15 protein-coding genes are annotated in these 19,516 nt (G+C 40.3%); 6 read left to right on the forward strand and 9 right to left on the reverse strand.

The annotated features are described in order from the left end of the window. Positions 1–520, reverse strand: a 520-nt coding sequence (yjgA, locus tag P20652_RS18490) for a ribosome biogenesis factor YjgA (protein WP_033017599.1), incomplete at its 3' end; no start/stop codon positions are given. Between the two features lie 144 nt (positions 521–664). Here yjgA and pmbA point away from each other — a divergent pair. The 3 genes from pmbA to P20652_RS06815 all read left to right on the forward strand — a co-directional run bounded on the left by pmbA (position 665) and on the right by P20652_RS06815 (position 4,977). Further along, positions 665–2,014 (forward strand): metalloprotease PmbA, encoded by a 1,350-nt coding sequence (gene pmbA / locus P20652_RS06825; protein ID WP_008169883.1) that lies wholly within the window; start codon positions 665–667, stop codon positions 2,012–2,014. Positions 2,015–2,166: 152 nt separating this feature from the next. After that, entirely contained in the window at positions 2,167–2,652 is a 486-nt protein-coding gene (locus tag P20652_RS06820; RefSeq protein WP_008169885.1) for a DUF721 domain-containing protein, read from the forward strand. Between the two features lie 249 nt (positions 2,653–2,901). Beyond that, complete coding sequence (locus tag P20652_RS06815) at positions 2,902–4,977, forward strand: M13 family metallopeptidase (RefSeq protein ID WP_008169888.1); 2,076 nt, start codon at positions 2,902–2,904, stop codon at positions 4,975–4,977. Positions 4,978–5,265: 288 nt separating this feature from the next. Here the strand turns inward: P20652_RS06815 and P20652_RS06810 are convergent, their stop codons facing one another. The 3 genes from P20652_RS06810 to secA all read right to left on the reverse strand — a co-directional run bounded on the left by P20652_RS06810 (position 5,266) and on the right by secA (position 9,532). Then, on the reverse strand, positions 5,266–6,333 hold the full coding sequence (locus tag P20652_RS06810) for a phosphotransferase enzyme family protein (RefSeq protein WP_008169891.1): 1,068 nt from the start codon (positions 6,331–6,333) through the stop codon (positions 5,266–5,268). A 23-nt stretch (positions 6,334–6,356) separates the two neighbouring features. Continuing rightward, a complete protein-coding gene (mutT, locus tag P20652_RS06805; RefSeq protein ID WP_008169893.1) occupies positions 6,357–6,755 on the reverse strand; it encodes an 8-oxo-dGTP diphosphatase MutT in 399 nt (132 codons plus the stop codon). Positions 6,756–6,823: 68 nt separating this feature from the next. Further along, positions 6,824–9,532, reverse strand: coding sequence for a preprotein translocase subunit SecA (gene secA, locus P20652_RS06800; protein WP_008169895.1), 2,709 nt, complete (start codon positions 9,530–9,532; stop codon positions 6,824–6,826). 533 nt (positions 9,533–10,065) lie between these two features. On the opposite strand from secA, the gene P20652_RS06795 reads away from it, so the two are divergent. Then, positions 10,066–10,836 (forward strand): hypothetical protein, encoded by a 771-nt coding sequence (locus P20652_RS06795; RefSeq protein WP_008169897.1) that lies wholly within the window; start codon positions 10,066–10,068, stop codon positions 10,834–10,836. Here P20652_RS06795 and hutH read toward each other — a convergent pair. The 3 genes from hutH to hutC all read right to left on the reverse strand — a co-directional run bounded on the left by hutH (position 10,833) and on the right by hutC (position 14,818). Then, a complete protein-coding gene (hutH, locus tag P20652_RS06790) occupies positions 10,833–12,368 on the reverse strand; it encodes a histidine ammonia-lyase (RefSeq protein ID WP_008169898.1) in 1,536 nt (511 codons plus the stop codon). The two genes, P20652_RS06795 and hutH, sit on opposite strands and share 4 nt — an antisense overlap. A 2-nt stretch (positions 12,369–12,370) precedes the next feature. Continuing rightward, positions 12,371–14,044: a urocanate hydratase gene (gene hutU / locus P20652_RS06785; RefSeq protein ID WP_008169900.1), complete on the reverse strand. Its 1,674-nt coding sequence runs from the start codon at positions 14,042–14,044 to the stop codon at positions 12,371–12,373. 66 nt (positions 14,045–14,110) lie between these two features. Further along, positions 14,111–14,818, reverse strand: a complete 708-nt coding sequence (hutC, locus tag P20652_RS06780) for a histidine utilization repressor (protein WP_002959947.1) — start codon at positions 14,816–14,818, stop codon at positions 14,111–14,113. Between the two features lie 119 nt (positions 14,819–14,937). On the opposite strand from hutC, the gene hutI reads away from it, so the two are divergent. Both hutI and P20652_RS06770 read left to right on the forward strand, forming a co-directional pair. Then, complete coding sequence (hutI, locus tag P20652_RS06775) at positions 14,938–16,185, forward strand: imidazolonepropionase (RefSeq protein WP_008169903.1); 1,248 nt, start codon at positions 14,938–14,940, stop codon at positions 16,183–16,185. Positions 16,186–16,305: 120 nt separating this feature from the next. Further along, positions 16,306–17,970, forward strand: coding sequence for an EAL domain-containing protein (locus P20652_RS06770; RefSeq protein ID WP_033017601.1), 1,665 nt, complete (start codon positions 16,306–16,308; stop codon positions 17,968–17,970). Here P20652_RS06770 and P20652_RS06765 read toward each other — a convergent pair. After that, positions 17,967–19,016 (reverse strand): formimidoylglutamase, encoded by a 1,050-nt coding sequence (locus tag P20652_RS06765; protein WP_008169907.1) that lies wholly within the window; start codon positions 19,014–19,016, stop codon positions 17,967–17,969. The two genes, P20652_RS06770 and P20652_RS06765, sit on opposite strands and share 4 nt — an antisense overlap. A 1-nt stretch (position 19,017) precedes the next feature. Then, a complete protein-coding gene (gene rraA / locus P20652_RS06760; RefSeq protein WP_008169908.1) occupies positions 19,018–19,515 on the reverse strand; it encodes a ribonuclease E activity regulator RraA in 498 nt (165 codons plus the stop codon). Position 19,516 lies beyond the last annotated feature (1 nt).

Consider the following 19,516-nt stretch of genomic DNA (forward strand, 5'->3'; position numbering starts at 1 on the left):
TATGAGCATCTTTGAGGTATTGAAATAACTCTTTATAACCTTTACCTGGCTTTTCAGCTTTCGCTTCTTTTGCTGCATTACGAACCAATTGACGCATTTGCTGACGATCAAGAGACGGAAACTGCTCAATAGTCTCATTGATAAGGTCATCGCCTTGTTCAATTAAATCTGAACGTAGTTGCTCAATTTTTTTGACTAATACTTCAGCTTGGTTATTTTTATTAAGCATTACATCGATAATCGCTCTAATAGCGTCAATGTTTTCTACAGTACGCAACGTTTTAGCGATATAGTTTAAGTGACGGCGGTACGCGTCACTTTTATTACTTATTTTATCAGCAACAACCATTGCCGCTTTTAAATCGTCATTTAATGGCAGGCGTTCGCGCTGTTTTTTACCCATTTTGGCAATTTCAGTACCTAACTGATGAAACTCTTGCGCTTCGCGCTTAAGCTCCGTTCTTGATACATATTCAATTTCTTCTTCAATTTCAGCAGGCTTGCCTTTTTTCTTTGCCATGGGGTGCTCTTAAATAAAAATAACTTTTGCCATTATACATGAATATGATACTTAGGAATATTAGCTGATGTGATGCATTGAGTGTGTTAGCATTTAAATATAAGAAATGCGTGCATTATGCCTCTAAGGCTCAGGACTTAATTTATGAAAAGCCAACAAAACGATCCAATTTATTCTCAAATATCGCAAGTTAAAGATGCGGTAGCAGAAGTACTCGAACATGCCAAAAAATTAGGCGCGACAGCTGCAGAAGCTGCGATGTCTAGCACGTCTGGTTTATCGGTTAGCACACGAATGGGTGAAGTAGAAACCATTGAGTTCAACCAAGACGGCGGCTTGGGCATTAGCGTATATGTTGGTAATAATAAAGGCTCGGCATCGACTGCTGATTTAAACCCAAAAACATTGCGCACCGTAGTCGAAAAAGCGATTGATATAGCTAAATTTACATCGGATGACCCATTTAACGGTGTCGCTGATAAAGAGCTACTTGAATTTAATCCTAAAGATTTAGATTTATATCATCCTTGGGATGTAAGTCCTGAGGAAGGCATTGAGCTTTGTCATGCTGCTGAGCAAGCTGCATTAAATGCAGATGAGCGCATTGTTAACTCAGATGGTGCGAGCTTTTCATCGCATCAGGGGTTACGTGTTTACGGTAATAGTCATGGTTTGATAACGGGTTTTCCACGTACTCGTCATAGTATTAGCACTATGGTAATAGGTAAAGATGGCGAGCAGATGCAACGCGATTCTGCTTATACAGTGTCGCGCGATCAAGCTGGGTTAAATGATGCAGCGGCAGTGGGGCTTGAGGCAGCAGCTGAAACGTTGGCTAAATTAAATAGCCAAAAGTTAGGCACAATGAAAGTGCCTGTTATTTTTAGAGCCGATATTGCAAACTCATTGTTTGGTCATTTAGTGTCAGCAATTGGTGGTGGTGCGCTTTATCGTAAATCAAGTTTTTTACTTGATAGCTTAGGCACTCAAGTATTTAGTAATTGTGTGAATATTGCAGAGCGCCCACATATTTTAAAAGGGTTGGCATCGTCACCGTTTGATAGCGAAGGTGTTAAAACATTCGATAGAGAAATTATTCAAGGTGGTGAGTTACAAACCTATTTATTAGCAAGTTATGCCGCGCGTAAAATGAATATGACCCCAACAGGGCATGCTGGCGGTATACATAACTGGCTTGTTGAACAAACTCATAACGATTTAACAGCGCTATTAAAAACCATGGGCACCGGCTTATTAGTTACAGAGCTAATGGGGCAGGGCGTAAATATAGTGACGGGTGACTACTCTCGTGGTGCTGCAGGTTTTTGGGTTGAAAATGGTGAAATTCAATATCCGGTAAGCGAAATTACCATTGCTGGTAATTTAAAAGATATGTTTAAAGGCATTTCTGCTATTGGTGGTGACATAGAACGCCGTGGTGGTATTCAAACTGGCTCAGTATTAATAGAGCAAATGCAAATAGCCGGCGCGTAGTATTAATACACAGTGTATACTCAAGCTCAGGGTGTTTTCTCTGGGTTTAGTATACCAATTGCATTAAATTAGTGAGCTATTTAATCGGCTAGAATGCTTATGTTTTAACAAAATTGGTATCAATGTAATGTGTAAGTTTTACGAGGTGTAAAATGGCTAAAGATAGATATGCACCAAAACCGCTAACCGATATTATGGCGGGGTTAAATAATCGTTTATCAGCTTATGCAGGCAAAAGCCAAGCACTTGATACACAGCAAACCTTATTAAAAGATTTTTTAGGCCCTAAGTTGGGTGATAAATGCCGAGTAAGCAATTACCGAGACGGCACGCTAATGATAGAGGCGGTATCTGCACCTATCGCGCTTAGGCTTAATTATTTAAAAATGGATATGCTTTCACATTTTAGAGCTGCCGGAATGGCAGAGCTCGGGCAAATAAAAATTACAGCAAATCCTCAAGCAACTCAGAGATTAAGTACCGCGAATAAGTCGGGTAGCCCCTCTGTAACTAACTCACGTAAAATGAGTGAACAAACCGCTGATTATTTAAACGCGATAGCATCCTCTGCACCCCCTTCTTTAAAAGAAAAACTAGAGCGTTTAGCGCTTCACGGAAAAAATAAAAGTAAGTCTTAACTACCCACCACCCTGTTATTGGTGGGGCTAATTTTGCAGCTCACCGCATTCAAAATACTTTGTTACATATTCCATTTTATTGTTGGCTTAATGAGGTTTATGATACTGCGTGGTGTGCTTTATTATTTAAAGCTCCCTTGATACCCATTCCATTAAGTAAAAGCGTACAGGCAGTGCTATTTTTACTCCTGCTATATTCAAGAATTTAATGGAGTTGGTATTAAATTCTCACTAACAAACGGAATAATTATGAATAAAGTAACAATGGCTGCTGCAAGTATCGCACTTGCGCTTGGCTTGGTAGGTTGTGGTGAAAAACAACAAGAAACTAAAGTAACCGACACTCCAGTAGTAACAGCAGCGGCTGAAAAACCACTAGATCTTGGTATTGAACTAGCTAATATGGATAGCTCAGTACGCGCACAGGATGATTTTTACTACCATGTAAATGGCCAGTGGTTGGCTAAAACTGAAATACCAGGCGATAAGTCTAACTACGGTTCTTTTTCGCAGTTATATGATGAGTCGCAAAAAGCGATGAAAATAGCCCTTGAAAGTGCAGCTGCTAACAAAGCTGCAGAAAAAGGCAGCGATGAGTACAAAATTGGCGCATTTTATAAAAGCTACATGAATCAAGCTGCGCGTAATGAGCTAGGTATTACGCCATTACAACCGTCATTAGATGCGATTGATAGCGTTAAATCTAAAGCTGATTTAGTGGGTTTAATGGCTAAAATTCAAAAACAAGGCGGTACTTTACCGTTTGGTTGGTTTGTAAATAACGATGCTAAAAACTCAAGCGAGTATGCATTGTATTTATCTCAGTCGGGTCTTGGTTTACCAGATCGTGATTATTACTTAAAAGATGACGAAAAATTCACTAAAATTCGTGCTTCTTACGAGCAATATATCACTGACGTTTTAGCAAAGTCAGGCGTTAAAAATTCGACAGAAGCCGCTAAGGGCGTCCTTACATTTGAAAAAACATTAGCTGATGCCCAGTGGAGCCGTGTGCAAAGCCGTGATGCAACTAAATCTTATAATAAGATGACAGTAGCAGACGTAAGTGAGCTTATGGGCGACCTTGATTTAGCTGCATTTTTTAAAGATGCTGGTGTGAGTGCAACTGATATTATTGTACGTCAACCTAGCTACTTAGAAGCACTTGCTACTATTTATAAAGACACCGATTTAGCGACATGGAAAAACTACTTAAAATTTCATTTTGTAAGTGGTTATGCCGGGCTACTTAGTGAAGACTTAGTTAATCTTAATTTTGACTTTTACAGCACAACACTTCGTGGTGTAGAAGAACAAGCACCACTTTGGAAGCAAGCGGTTGATGCATCTAACAGTGTACTTGGTGAAATTTTAGGTAAGGTATACGTTAAAGATAACTTCCCACCAGAAGCAAAAGCACGCATGGAAGAGTTAGTTGATAACGTAATTAAAGGCTATGGCGTTGCTATTGAAAACCTTGAGTGGATGAGCCCCGAAACAAAGCTTGCAGCGAAAGAAAAACTAGACAAATTTACGCCTAAAATTGGCTACCCAGATACGTGGAAGGATTACTCTGAGCTTAAAATTAATTCAGATGAGCTCGTTGGTAACTACATTCGTTATAGCGAATGGGCATATGCAGATATGATTGCAAAACTGGGTAAACCAGTTGATCGTTCTGAATGGCACATGACACCGCAAACAGTAAACGCGTATTACAACCCAGTAAACAACGAAATTGTATTTCCTGCTGCTATTTTACAACCGCCATTTTTTAACTTAGAAGCTGATGATGCAGTAAACTACGGTGCAATTGGCGCAGTAATTGGGCATGAACTTGGCCATGGTTTTGATGACCAAGGTGCTAAATATGACGGTGATGGTAACTTACGTAATTGGTGGAGCGAGTCAGATCTTAAGCAATTTGAAGAGCGAAGCGCTGCTTTAGTTGCACAGTACAACGAATACAAGCCATTTGAAGATGCAAGTGTTAATGGCGAGCTAACGCTTGGCGAAAACATTGGTGACTTAGGTGGCTTAACCGTTGCGCACAAAGCGTATATGCTATCTTTAGGTGATAAAAAAGCCCCAGTGATTGATGGCTACACAGGCGATCAACGCTTCTTTATGGGGTGGTCACAAATTTGGCGTCGTAAATATCGTGATGAAGCATTACGTAATCGCTTAATGACAGACTCGCATTCACCAAGTCACTACCGTGTAATCGGTATCTTGTCGAATATGCCTGAGTTTTACGAAGCGTTTGATGTAAAAGAAGGCGATAAAATGTATATCAAACCAGAAGATCGCGTAAAAATTTGGTAATTTACTAAATAGTCCGATTTAAAGTTAATAAAAAACCAGTAAGTTTTCAGCTTACTGGTTTTTTTGTACCTTGAACTTGTAAATAACCTGAACTATGGATAATAAATCTATCTCAAGCAGCTATTTTCAGCGCTAACTGCGTTGAATTTACTTGCAATAGGCCAGCTATTGACGCGTAAATTCGCCTTGTTTTCACTAAAAATCTCTGGCTAGAGAAAATAAATTTAAATATCACCATGATTCAATACGTTAATAAATCTCTTAACCAGAGTTCAGGTTAAATAAGCTTTAGCTCATTAAGCATTGGTGCATCCATTTTTCGTTACTGAGTATATTTTTATAAAGCGCGAGTTGGTTTTGTGCTCGCTCTAAATTGTGCTCTGCATGAGCCACTTTAAAGTACACGTCGTTATTTAAGTAATCAGTTAAAAAGCGCACACTTAACATAAGAGGCATTATTTTAGCGCCTAGCAGCAGGCTTTCTTGTTCTTTTGTGCTCATGCTACTTTTTAATGGCGTTACATAACCTTTAACAATGGCTGAAAATATATCTTTTCGAATAACAACGTTGTGTAAGTTTGTTGAATCTTCCGCTTCGGGGGAGCAAAATGTACGTACCATATCGCCAAAGTCATAAAGCCTAAATCCTGCCATACAGGTGTCTAAATCAATAACGGCTTTTGCTTTGTGAGTTGTATTACAAAAGAGCATATTATTTATTTTTGTATCGTTATGACACACTCTAAGCGGTATTTGCTTGGTAATGTTGCTAAGCTCGGTAATTAAATGTTGCTGCGTTAAGCAATATTCTATTTCGTCAGCGCAGTGCTTTATTCTATTGGCAGAGTTATTAGCGATTGCTATATTTAATTGCTTAAAGCGCATCGCTAAGTTATGAAAATCAGGGATTACAGTGTGTAGTTGTTGTGCATCAAAATCTTGTAATGCATGAGCAAACATACCAAAGGCGTAAGCCGCTTGCTCGCTTTGCTGTGCATTTTTAACAACGTCTTCGCTGTAACTGTCACTAATATAGTTAAGGATGCGATAATGCGCGTTATCAATTTTTATTAAAAATTCGTTATTTTGTGTGGCTATATGCTTGATTGTTTCAAGGGGGTAATTGTCTTGTAATTGTTTGGTATTTAAATGCTGCTCAATTAGCTTTGCATTACTTACTAGCTGAGCAGGGTTTTTAAATATCTCAGTATTAAGTTTTTGCACAATGAACCGTTTATCAGTATTTGTAAGTAGCCATGTACTATTTATATGGCCGCTACCAATTACACTAACGTCAGTTAAATCAGGAGATAGTGCTAACAGGTCGCTTAACTTATTTTGTATTGAGGTGTTCATTGTGACTCACTTATACTGTTTACTTATGCGTATCGGGCTACTATTTTTTCGATAATTTCAGCATTCGCTTCAGGGAAATCATAATTTTCTAATTCACTAACTGCTACCCATTCACTAGGTTGTCCTTCAGCACCATGTGCTTCACCGCTAAAGTTACTGACTACATGTATATCTAATTTAACGCATTTATCGCCGTAGTCATGCTCAATAACCATAAGTTGACTAGAGCTGTGAATCGTTAGTCCAACTTCTTCAAGTAGTTCGCGTTTAAGTGCAACGAACACACTCTCACCTGCTTCAACTTTACCACCAGGAAATTCCCATAACCCGCCTTGATGTTGTTCATCTGCGCGTTTACAAATGAATATAGCGTTATTTTTCTTAATAACACCAACAGCTACATGTACAATTTCTATAGTCATTACTTTAAAACTCCATAAAAAAAAGCGACGCTAGCGCCGCTTTTTAATAAGCTACTGACAATATTGGGCTATTTTAATTTACCGCAACATTGTTTGAATTTTTGACCTGATTTACAAGGACAAGGGTCATTACGACCTACTTTTGGTTCTGTACGAGCCATTACTGTAGCTGCTTGTGGTGCATCACCACCTACTTGCTCAGCTTCTTCATGTTGGTATTCGCGAGGGGCATTTTCACTTTTACGGTGTTGCTCTTCTACTTTTTCAACATCTTCTTCTGCGCGTACTTGAACTTTACTTAGAATGCTTACAACATCTACTTTCAAGTTTTCAAGCATTTCAGAGAACAGCTCAAACGATTCTCGCTTATACTCTTGCTTAGGGTTCTTTTGCGCGTAACCACGTAAATGAATACCTTGGCGTAAATGATCCATAGCAGCAAGATGATCTTTCCAATGCTGATCAAGGCTTTGTAGCATAATCGCTTTTTCGAATTGACGTAAAACAGAGTCGCCAACTTGCTCTTCTTTTTGCTTGTATGACTGCTCAACCGCCTGCTCAATGCGCTCACGAAGTTTTTCTTCGTATAGTTTATTGTCATCTGCTAACCACTGAGTGATTGGTAACTCGAGTAAGAAGTCTTGTTTTAAACGCTCTTCAAGGCCAGGAATATCCCACATTTCAGCAAGGCTTTGCGGTGCAATGTACTGATCAATTACACCAGCAAGGACATCACCACGAATTGCTGTGATAGTTTCTGAAATATCGCCTTCTTCAAGTAACTCGTTACGTTGAGAGTAAACAACGCGACGTTGATCGTTTGCTACATCATCGTATTCTAGCAATTGCTTACGAACATCAAAGTTACGTGCTTCTACTTTGCGCTGTGCATTTTCAATCGCACGGTTTACCCATGGATGTTCAATTGCTTCACCGCGTTGCATACCTAGTTTACGCATCATGTTAGTCATGCGCTCACCAGCGAAAATACGCATTAACGCATCGTCCATCGATAAGTAAAAGCGGCTAGAACCAGCGTCACCTTGACGACCAGAACGACCACGTAATTGGTTATCTATACGACGAGATTCGTGACGTTCAGTACCAATGATATGTAAACCGCCGGCATCAATTACTGCATCATGGCGAATTTTCCAAGCGGCTTTAATTTCAGCAATTTGCTCAGCAGTTGGATTCTCAAGTTTTTCAACTTCACTGTTCCAGTTACCACCTAACACAATATCGGTACCACGACCGGCCATGTTGGTTGCAATTGTTACTGTACCTGGTAGGCCTGCGTCTGAAACGATGTCTGCTTCTTGCGCATGAAATTTAGCATTAAGTACGTTGTGCTTAATTTTTTCTTTGCGTAAAAACTGTGATAAGTACTCAGAGCTTTCAATTGAAATAGTACCAACAAGCACAGGTTGCCCGCGGTCTTGGCAATCTTTAATATCAATTAAAATAGCTTCGTATTTTTCTTCTTGCGTTAGGTAAACTAAGTCGGCGCGATCATCACGAACCATCGGCTTATTAGTTGGCATAACAACGGTATCTAGGCCGTAAATAGATTGAAACTCAAAAGCTTCAGTATCGGCAGTACCTGTCATACCCGCTAGTGTTTCGTATAAACGGAAGTAGTTTTGGAACGTAATAGACGCAAGTGTTTGATTTTCGTTCTGAATATTTACACCTTCTTTAGCTTCAACAGCTTGGTGTAAACCTTCTGACCAACGACGACCTTCCATTGAACGACCAGTATGCTCATCGATAATGATTACTTCGTTTTCTTTTACTACGTAATCAACATCTTTTTGGTATAGCTTATGAGCACGAAGGGCTGCGTAAACGTGGCTTAGTAGCGTTATGCTTGCTGCTGAGTAAAGCGAATCGCCTTCTTCAATTAAGCCGCGCTCAGTAAGGAGCTCTTCTACTTTGATTTGACCACGCTCTGTTAAATGAACTTGCTTAGACTTTTCATCAATAGTGTAATCGCCGTCGCCTTCAATACCTTCTTCGTCTTCTTTTTCTTGAAGCTCAAGTAAAGGAACGATGGTATTTATTTCAGTGTATAGCTCAGAGCTGTCCTCAGCTGGGCCTGAAATAATAAGCGGAGTTCGCGCCTCATCAATTAAGATTGAATCCACTTCATCGACTACAGCATAGAATAATGGACGCTGAACACGTTCATCAATGCTAAAAGCCATATTATCGCGAAGGTAGTCAAAACCAAATTCGTTGTTTGTACCGTACGTAATGTCAGCAGTATAAGCTAGCTTCTTCTGCTGTGGCATCATACCTGGTACGTTACAGCCTACAGTAAGGCCTAAAAATTCAAATAACGCACGATTGGTTTCAGCATCACGTTTAGCAAGATAGTCATTCACGGTAATTACGTGAACACCTTTGCCTGTTAAGCCGTTTAAATAAGCGGGTAGGGTAGCTGTTAGTGTTTTACCTTCACCGGTACGCATTTCTGCAATACGACCTTGATGTAAAACCATACCACCTAATAACTGCACGTCAAAATGACGCATGCCATTTACACGCTTTGACGCTTCACGTACCACAGCAAAAGCTTCAGGTAAAATGTCGTCAAGGCCTTGTCCGTTATCGTAACGTTCTCTAAATTCAGCTGTTTTAGCTCTTAAATCTTCATCAGAAAGCGCTTCAAGTTGCGTTTCTAGCGCATTGATTAGCGCGACCGTCTTTCTTAAGTTTTTAATAGTGCGGTCATTGCGACTACCAAAAAGCTTGGTAAATAAATTAGATATCATGATAAAACCGTTACAATGTATTCCTATGTCGGCCGAGTATCGGCTAACCCATTTTTAACAATTGGTAATTAGTATGTGCTTTAGCAACACTTAGAACATATTAATTATCAATTTTGTATTAAACCGCTCAAAAGGCATTGTTTATTACGTGTGCTACTATACCAGACTCTGCCAAACAACAAACTATCTCAATAAAAAGATCTGTATATAAAATAGAAAAATTTGATCTGGTTCGTAAAAATAACTTTGTATTGCTAAATAACAACAAAAATAGCAGCGAACTGTAAAGATATGGTGTTAAATAAATTAAAAACAAGGGGTACAGTGGTGCTTAGGTTTTACAGCCCGATACACGTATATTTAGTATTTAACCTAATGTTGATTAGTAGGGTTTGGTTGTTAGCTAGAGTGCACATATAAGTATTATTTATTAAAGTGGAATTTCCCTGCCCTATTTATGATTTTTAAAGAATTATGATGAGATAATAAATAAAATTAAGAAACTATGCGTTTAAATAAAGGTTTGTGTAAATATGCAAAATAAAGTTAATAAGTTAGTGGTGCTAGGCGCAGGTTGGTTGGGTCATGCTTTATGTGTCAATGCGCAAAAAGCTGACTGGCAAGTACAAGGTACGCGGCAACATGGCAATTTCGAGCTTGATTTTGAACGCCAATTTTTATTAGAAAACAATCAGTTGATACATCAAATTGATTTAGAAGATGCATTTTGGGTGTGTGCAATACCTCCTCGTAGCAGGCACAGTGAAAGTAATTATCCTGAAACACTCACCGCAGCGCTTGAGCTTTCAAAGGAGCTAAACGCAAAAGGTTTTTTATTGTGCTCATCAACGGGTGTTTACGATCAAGAGCCGGGTATTTATGATGAAAGTAGTGAAATATCGTGCACTAACGAGCGACAAATTAAACTTTATAAAGCAGAAAAGCAGGTGCTTGATCAAAAAGGTAAAGTGCTGCGCTTAGCTGGACTACTTGGACCAAACAGAGAACCAGGTAAATTTGTGGCAGGCAAAGAGCTCAATACATCAAGTGAGCAAGTGATAAATATGGTGCATCAACAAGATGTAATTAATGCTATTTTTGCGGTGATAGAGCACTGGCAAGTAGGGCAAAATATTTATAATGTTGTGAATCCTGCGCACCCTGCAAAAGCTGAATATTACGCGATGAAGTGTCAGCAACATGGTGGTGAAATGCCAACGTTTACAGGAACTGATTCGGCTGAGCGCAAAGTATTAGGCTCAGCCATTGAAGCCTTAGGTTTTAGCTATCAGCACGGTATTTAATATGCTGAAGGCAGGGGACTGCACTTAATAAAGTCGCATAACTTACCTTCACTTAGTAATGTATTAGCAGCTTCGATATCGGGAGCAAAGTAGCGGTCTTTATCATAATAACTCACATGCTCGCGTAATAACGCTTTAGCGCTTTGCACTTTATTTGATGGTTCAAGCGGCTTTCTAAATTCTAGCCCTTGAACCGATGCTAACCATTCTATTGCCAAAACACCTTGGGTATTATTGGCCATTTCATCTAAGCGCCTTGCTGCAAAGGTTGCCATAGAAACATGATCTTCTTGATTTGCAGATGTAGGCAAGCTATCGACCGAAGCTGGATGCGCTAATGATTTGTTTTCTGACGCAAGCGCTGCTGCGGTAACTTGGGCAATCATAAATCCTGAATTTACACCGCCGTTTTCAACTAAAAATGGCGGTAATTTGGATAGATTTGAATCGATAAGTAATGCAATTCGCCTTTCTGCTAATGCGCCAATTTCGGCAATTGCGATAGCTAAGTTATCAGCGGCCATTGCAACGGGCTCTGCATGAAAGTTTCCTCCCGATATTATGTCGCCTACATCGGCAAAAACTAGCGGATTATCGGTTACGCCGTTTGACTCGCATAGCAACACTTCTGCAGCTTGGCGTATCTGAGTTAGGCAAGCACCTAACACTTGAGGTTGGCAGCGAAGGCAATAAGGGTCCTGTACTTTTTCACAATTGACATGTGAGTTACTAATTTGAGAGTGCGTATCGAGTAGTTCTCTAAATACTTGAGCTGTGTCTATTTGTCCGCGCTGACCACGAATTTCATGAATACGCGCATCAAATGGTGCGCGACTGCCCATTGCAGCTTCTATGCTTATCGAGCCGATAACGCAGCTTTGTGCATATAAGTTCTCGCTTCTAAATAGGCCTTGTAGTGCAAACGCAGTCGACGCTTGTGTGCCATTTAATAATGCTAAGCCTTCTTTGGCTGCAAGTGTTAGGGGTTCAAGCCCCGCTATTTTTAATCCTTGTGCTGCGCTAATTATATTTCCTTTATGTCGCATTTGACCTTCAGCTAATAAAGGTAGGCACATATGCGCAAGAGGGGCTAAATCTCCCGATGCCCCCACGGAGCCTTTTTTAGGCACGCATGGATATACTTCGCTACTAAGCAGCTGCATAAAAAATTGGATTACTTGCAGGCGAATACCCGAGTAGCCGCGCGAAAGTGAGTTTACTTTTAAGGTGATCATTAACCTTACTGTACTGTCATCCATGTATTCGCCAATGCCCGCAGCGTGTGAAAGCACAATAGAGCGCTGTAATAATTCAAGTTCGCCGTCGGCTATTTTAGTATTGGCTAATAATCCAAAGCCGGTGTTAATTCCGTATACAGTGCGGTGTTCATTAATAACGTTTTGAACGGTTTGCGCGCTTGCTGCTATTTGTGACTCGGCATGCTTTGCAAGGCTTAACTTTACCGGTGAATTATTAATTTTTCTTAGTGTGTTTAAATTAAGTGATCCGGGTGTGAGAGTAAGTTCGAACATGATCATTCCTCGTTTAACATAGGTAGGTCTAAATTTTGTTCTTTAGCGCAGTTTTTTGCTATGTCGTATCCGGCATCAGCATGGCGCATTACACCCGTTGCAGGGTCGTTCCACAGTACGCGAGCAATACGCTCTTTAGCTTCATCAGTACCATCGGCAACAATAACTACACCAGAGTGCTGACTAAATCCCATTCCTACACCGCCACCATGATGAAGCGATACCCAAGTAGCGCCACTTGCGGTATTAAGCAGTGCGTTGAGCAATGGCCAATCTGATACTGCATCTGAGCCATCTTTCATGCTCTCTGTTTCGCGGTTAGGGCTGGCAACTGAGCCAGAGTCGAGGTGATCGCGACCAATAACGACAGGGGCTTTAAGTTCGCCATTTTTAACCATTTCATTAAAAGCCAGTGCAAGGCGCGCTCTATCTTTTAGGCCAACCCAGCAAATACGTGCAGGTAAACCTTGAAATTGAATGCGTTCCCGCGCCATATCAAGCCAGTTATGCAGATGTGCATCATCAGGAATAAGCTCTTTTACTTTAGCGTCGGTTTTATATATATCTTCAGGGTCGCCTGATAATGCTACCCATCTAAATGGTCCAATACCTTCACAAAATAAAGGGCGAATATAGGCAGGCACAAACCCAGGAAAATCAAACGCGTTGGTAACACCCTCATCAAACGCCATTTGACGAATATTATTACCGTAATCAGTAGTGGCAGCACCGGCTTTTTGTAGTGCCAGCATAGCTCTAACTTGGACTGCCATTGATTGTTTAGCGGCTTTTACTACGGCTTTTGGATCTTGCTCACGCATTTTTGCTGCGTGCTCCATTGTCCAACTTTGTGGTAAGTAACCATTTAATGGATCGTGAGCAGATGTTTGATCAGTGACTACATCAGGTGTAATACCTGTTTTAACCAGTGTACTAAATACATCGGCAGCGTTACCAAGTAGGCCAACTGATAGGGCTTCACCTTTTATGCACGCATCGGTTATTAATTGCAGTGCGTGTTCAAGGTTCGTTGCTTTTACATCAACGTAGCCTGTTTTTATACGAAAATCGATACGGCTCTCATCACATTCAACAACCAGCGCACTAAACCCTGCCATTGTAGCGGCAAGTGGTTGCGCACCGCCCATACCACCTAGACCACCCGTTAATACCCATTTACCCTTAGCATTGCCTAAAAAATGTTGCTTTGCCATAGCTACAAAGGTCTCGTAAGTTCCTTGTACTATGCCTTGCGAGCCAATATAAATCCAAGAACCCGCCGTCATTTGCCCGTACATCATCAAGCCTTTTTTATCGAGCTCGTTAAAGTGCTCCCAATTTGCCCAATGTGGAACAAGATTTGAGTTAGCAATAAGCACGCGAGGGGCATTACTGTGGGTTTTAAATACACCAACGGGTTTTCCTGATTGTACAAGCAGGGTTTCGTCGCTTTCGAGTCTATCGAGGGTTTCTATAATTTTGTCATAACTTGGCCAATCACGAGCTGCTCGGCCAATACCACCATATACAACAAGTGCATGAGGATGCTCTGCAACTTCAGGGTCTAAGTTATTCATTAACATGCGCTTAGCCGCTTCTGTTTGCCAGCTTTTAGCACTTATTTTATCGCCGAGAGGTGCACGTATTACGCGACTTGTGTCGAGTCGGTTGTTCATGTTTTGCTCCTGTTGTATATACAAGATGATTTGTGACAAAAAAAGCGCAGTAAGCGCTATTGTTTGTTATTTTTTAAATGTTAAGTGGCCACCTAAGCGATATTTACTGCCTGGTGATACAAGGCGCGCAAAGCTCACAATGCCTTTAACAGACCAGGTGCGTCGGATTACTTGTAAGCATGGTTCTTCATTATATAAGTTTAACCATTGGCACATTTCGCTGTTTGGCATAATGGCCTCTACTGTATGCCTTGCTTGGGTAAGTGGGGCAACACTAGATAGATATTCATGAGGTGTAAGCATGCTGAAGTCTTGTTGTAAGTAGCCAGTCGCAAGGGCAGGGTTTACAAAACGCTCTTCTAGCTGCAAAGGGCTGTCGTTTTCGTTATGCACAAGTACACTTCGATATACAACACTGTCAACCTCAACACCAAGCGCAATGGCAATAGGTGCGACTGCATTTATTGATTCAAGTATGAGTACACTACAGGTGTAGTTGCCGTTACGTTCTTTTACTTCATCAGCAATGTTTTTTATTTCGAGTAACGATGACTGCGATTTAAACGTGGCTACAAATGTACCTAACCCTTGGCTGCGGGTTAAAATACCGGCCTCGGTTAATTCGCTTAGTGCTCGGCGGGCTGTCATTCTGCTGACACTAAATTGACTACTTAGTTCGTTTTCAGAGGGCACACGTTGGTTTTCTTGCCACGTACCGCTGCGAATTTTATCAACAATGAATTGTTTTATTTGCGCAAATTTAGGTGTCGTCATTAAATTTATGGTTACATTAAATATAAACTATATAAATAAGATGACACAATTACCTTGTATATACAAGATGGGTTGTTAGACTATATTTTCATCACTCTCGGCATAAAAAGAGCTGCAATATGCAAAGCACAATAAAAAATTATGAGTTAGAAGAAGTCGACTTACTTTTAACTGATGCCAATATTGCCACTATGGATAGCAATATAAATACCCCCTATGGCGCAATCGAAAATGCTGCTATAGCCATTAAAAATGGTAAAATTGCGTGGATTGGAGAGCAATCAACATTGCCCAGTTTTGATGTGTTTGCAACGCCGACATTGAGTATAAAAGGGCAGTGGTTAACGCCGGGCTTAATAGATTGTCATACGCATCTAGTGTTTGCAGGTTCAAGATCGCAAGAATTTGAGCAGCGCTTGCAAGGCGTAAGCTATGAGGAAATTGCAGCACAAGGCGGTGGTATAGCAAGTACGGTTAAAGCCACTAGAGCAGCCGATCGTGAACAGCTATTTGTTGATGCAAAAGATCGCTTAAATACGTTGTTAAAAGAAGGTGTAACCACCGTTGAAATAAAGTCGGGCTACGGGCTTGATACCGAGAACGAAATTAAAATATTAGAAGTTGCACGATTATTAGGTGAGCATCATCCTATTGATATTAAAGCTACTTTTTTAGGGGCGCATGCTCTACCGCCAAAATACAAAGGCCGTGCTGATGAATATATTGATTTAGTGTGCAACGAGATGCTTGAGCAAGTAGTTGCAGGTGGTCTTGCCGATGCCGTTGATGTATTTTGTGAAAATGTAGGGTTTAGTTATTCACAAACCAAACGTGTTTTTGAGGCGGCTAAAAAGCATAACCTTCCAGTAAAATGCCATGCTGAGCAGTTATCTAATCAGCACGGTGCTGAGCTGGTAGCGCAGTTTAATGGCCTTTCGGCAGATCATATTGAGCATCTTGATGAAGAGGGTGTAAAAGCCATGGCAAACGCTGGGACGGTAGCGGTATTATTGCCCGGTGCATTTTATTTTTTAAGAGAAACTAAATTCCCGCCTATTGAGTTACTTAATCAATATAAAGTACCTATAGCTATTGCGAGCGACTTTAACCCAGGTACCTCACCACTGTGCTCTGTGCACTTGATGATGAATATGGCATGCACATTATTTAGATTAACACCCGAGCAAGCATTAGCAGGTGTTACTCGCAATGCTGCTAAAGCATTAGGGTTAGAGGATCGCGGCGCGCTTAAAGTCGGTGCTAGGGCTGATATTGCGCATTGGCAAATAAGTCATCCATCACAATTAAGTTACCAATTTGGTGTAAATAAACTGTCAAATTTATGGATTTTGGGTAGAATTAATTAGTTTGTATTATTTTTACCCACATATAATCTGGTTTAAACTTTTTTAGCGAATACGGATGCCGTTAATTTGAACATACTAACCGACAGTAATTTCCCAATATTTTTTAGTGGTGCGCTATTGATGGCGATGATTGCCACTTTATTTGCCGTTAAAAATGCCAGTATTAAATTTAGCTATTTATGCACAGCAGCTGTTGGTTTGGCTATTTTAAGTAGCGCTGAAGCATGGCTAGCTATTTTATTGGCCTTTGGTTTTTGTTTTCATTTATGGCAATCATTTGAGCGTAATAATTGGAGTATGATTATTACCAGCTCCGCCGCTGGGTTACTGTTTGTGGTGTTGTTTTCAGCGCATCTATTATTAGACGTGCCGTTATTTTGGGTAGTGTTAGCAATATTATTATTAGGTATTGTTGGTTTTTTAAATGATGAAAGCGCTGAAATAGAAGTAGTCATAGAACCAGAACCTATAGATGATGTATTTATTGAAGAATCTCCGCTTTTAGTTTTTGCAGATAGAAAACAGTTACGTCAAGGTTACTATGCATGGTGCGACAACAAGCAAGTAAGCGCAGCATTAGTGGTAATCCGCCTAGAAGGGTTTGATCAAGTTAATCAGCATATTGGGCGCGACTTTGGCGATATACTTTTAGCGCAATCGGCTAATCGAATAAAAGAGCTGCTTTCAAGTGACGAAATAGTAACTTTAGTTGGGCAAGAAAAGCTAGCCCATCTAGAGGGCCTTAACTTTGCTTTTATCTGCAGCTTCGCGAATCAAAAGCACTTACATGAGTTGGTTATTGATCAAATACTGGGTGCTACACTTAAGCCATTTAATGTTGCTAATTGCACTATAGAAGTAAAAGCGAGAGCGAGTTATGTCGACTGTAATGAGCAAGACAATAACTTTGATAATTTAATATCGTACGCATACCTAGCACTCGATAGCCACCCAAATCGCAAGGTTGTGCCTTATCATCAACAAATGATGATTGAACTACGAGAGCAACAAGCACGACTAAAAGAGTTGGCAAATATTGATTTTTCGAGCGAGTTAGAGCTTTATTTTCAGCCTATTATTTGTAACGAAAACGGTCAAATTGAATTTTTAGAGTTGCTACTGCGTTGGCAACATCCTAAACAAGGCATTCTATCTGCTAATCGTTTTATCGACGACATAAGAATTGCAGGACTTGGTTATCCCCTTGCTAAATTTGTAATAGAGCGAGCCGCAGAGCTTGCTATGGCACTCAGAGTCGAAGGTATTTCTATACCGCTTAGTATTAATGTTTTTGGCCCAGAGATGTTAAATGAAGAGTTTGTTGAATTTGTCGATGTAGTTATAAGTGGGCATCACTTAAAGCCCGGAGACTTAATTGTTGAATGTCCTTTGCATATTTTTGCAGGACTAGATGATAAAGGCAGGGGCATGATCGCAAGGCTTAATAACATAGGCTTAAAAGTATGTGTTGATGGACTTGGTGATAACCCGGTACTGCTTTCTAAGTTACCAAGTTTAGCGGTAGAGTATATTAAGGTTTCACCCTCACTTACTGCTGGGTTTAGTAATCAAAATAATATACGTAGTTTAGTTGGTGGAATGGTTGATATGCACAGCCAGCAAAAAACAAAAGTGATTTTTGAAGGTGTAGAAACACTTGAGCAGCTTAAATTTGTAAAAAGTTTAAAAGGTTATGCCGCACAAGGTTATTATTTTGGTCACCCGTTAAGTAGTATCGGTTTAATGAGCTGGCTAAAAGAGTGGCAGTTGGCTCAGCAAGGTTAAGTATTTTCTTTGGCTTGTAAGTAGGTATTAACAAGTGCACTGATCACTTGGCCTACATGGACAGTCCCGGCCTCAATCCCATTAGGGTCTTGGCTAGGCGCTGCTTCACATAAGTGTAAGTACTTAGAGTGGCGATGGCTTGCAGCTAAATGTACAAAGTGCTCAGTATCGCTGACGCTAAATCCGCAACATGTATACGCACTAACTGGCATGTAAGTAATACTATCTAAATCGACTTCAACACCCAGTGGTAAATCATTAAAGCTAGTTAGTGCATTTTTAATTGCCTGCATTAATGTAATTTTGCGTTTAACTTGTATGGATTGATAGCTATCAAACGTAAAGTTAGCTTCACTCATTGCATCTATAATTGCTTGGTTGTTTTTTAATTCATGTAAGCCAATAACGTGGTAATTACTTAAATGTTGCTCGGTATACGCATAGCGAAAGCCATTACCACTGTGGCGACCTTCACACTCTCTAAAGTCTGCATGAGGGTCAAAGTTAATAGCATTAATAGACGTGTTTTTTGACTTACTTAGCGCGCGAATAATACCTAAGCAATTATTGTGACCTCCGCCAATTACTATTGGCTCAAGCCCTGCTTTAAAAATAAGATTTAATACTGACTCTACGCGTTCATCAAGTTGTTGGCATAAATCTCGTAATTGAGTTAACTGCTTGGCTTGATGATTATTAAGTTGGTTACTTTTAGCCATTAAATCATCAGTGTTTACTTCACCCAATAAAAGTACTTTTTGAGTGGCAATAAATTGATTGTGGGGTTGGTTTAAAAAGTGCTTTAAAAAAGCTGGCCATGCTTCGTTTGCACCGCCATTTCCTAAGTTTGCTTTTGGGCCAATATCTTCGCAAATACCCAGAAGTACGTAGCGGATGCCAAATTGAGCAGCATCAATAAGCGCTTGTTGCAGATTTACTTGGGTGTCGAGCAAGGCCATTGACTGCCATGCTTTTTTTTCATTTTTGCGGGTAGAACAAAGCGCTCTAACCGCGTTTTCATCATATACTTTTAAATGAGAGGTCACGTTATACTTCTACGACTTCCAACTCTAATTCCTCTGCAGATAGAACAATGCCTGTGCTATCAGCATAAATAAAGTCGTCATCAAAAAATGATACACCCGCAAAGTTAACGCCTATAGCATCTTCGCCAGCACCTTCGCTGTCGGCTGCAACGGGAATAGAAGCAATTGCTTGAATGCCTAAATCAAGTTCTTCAAGCTCATCAACATGGCGAACTGCGCCGTAAACAACAATACCATTCCAGTTGTTTTCAAGTGCAAGTTCGGCCAATTCAATATCAATAAGTGCACGGCGAGTTGAGCCACCACCGTCAATAAGAAGCACTAAGCCTGTACCATCTTGAGAAAGTAATTCGCGGATTAGTTCATTATTTTCAAAACATTTAACCGTTTTAATGCGGCCACCAAAGCTGTGTCGACCACCAAAGTTGATGAACATTGGCTCTAGCACGTCAACCACATCAGCAAAGTGGTCACATAAATCAGAAGTGCTGTAATCCATT

The organism is Pseudoalteromonas sp. BSi20652 (assembly GCF_000239855.1).
Lineage (GTDB): Bacteria > Pseudomonadota > Gammaproteobacteria > Enterobacterales > Alteromonadaceae > Pseudoalteromonas.

Bases quoted from the DNA above. Each gene is read 5' to 3' on its own strand.
- pmbA (WP_008169883.1), top strand. From the start codon at position 665: ATGAAAAGCCAACAAAACGATCCAATTTATTCTCAAATATCGCAAGTT.
- mutT (WP_008169893.1), bottom strand. From the start codon at position 6,755: ATGACTATAGAAATTGTACATGTAGCTGTTGGTGTTATTAAGAAAAAT.
- hutH (WP_008169898.1), bottom strand. From the start codon at position 12,368: ATGTTCGAACTTACTCTCACACCCGGATCACTTAATTTAAACACACTA.
- P20652_RS06795 (WP_008169897.1), top strand. From the start codon at position 10,066: ATGCAAAATAAAGTTAATAAGTTAGTGGTGCTAGGCGCAGGTTGGTTG.
- hutI (WP_008169903.1), top strand. From the start codon at position 14,938: ATGCAAAGCACAATAAAAAATTATGAGTTAGAAGAAGTCGACTTACTT.
- P20652_RS06815 (WP_008169888.1), top strand. From the start codon at position 2,902: ATGAATAAAGTAACAATGGCTGCTGCAAGTATCGCACTTGCGCTTGGC.
- P20652_RS06820 (WP_008169885.1), top strand. From the start codon at position 2,167: ATGGCTAAAGATAGATATGCACCAAAACCGCTAACCGATATTATGGCG.
- hutC (WP_002959947.1), bottom strand. From the start codon at position 14,818: ATGACGACACCTAAATTTGCGCAAATAAAACAATTCATTGTTGATAAA.
- rraA (WP_008169908.1), bottom strand. From the start codon at position 19,515: ATGGATTACAGCACTTCTGATTTATGTGACCACTTTGCTGATGTGGTT.
- P20652_RS06810 (WP_008169891.1), bottom strand. From the start codon at position 6,333: ATGAACACCTCAATACAAAATAAGTTAAGCGACCTGTTAGCACTATCT.
- P20652_RS06770 (WP_033017601.1), top strand. From the start codon at position 16,306: ATGGCGATGATTGCCACTTTATTTGCCGTTAAAAATGCCAGTATTAAA.
- hutU (WP_008169900.1), bottom strand. From the start codon at position 14,044: ATGAACAACCGACTCGACACAAGTCGCGTAATACGTGCACCTCTCGGC.
- secA (WP_008169895.1), bottom strand. From the start codon at position 9,532: ATGATATCTAATTTATTTACCAAGCTTTTTGGTAGTCGCAATGACCGC.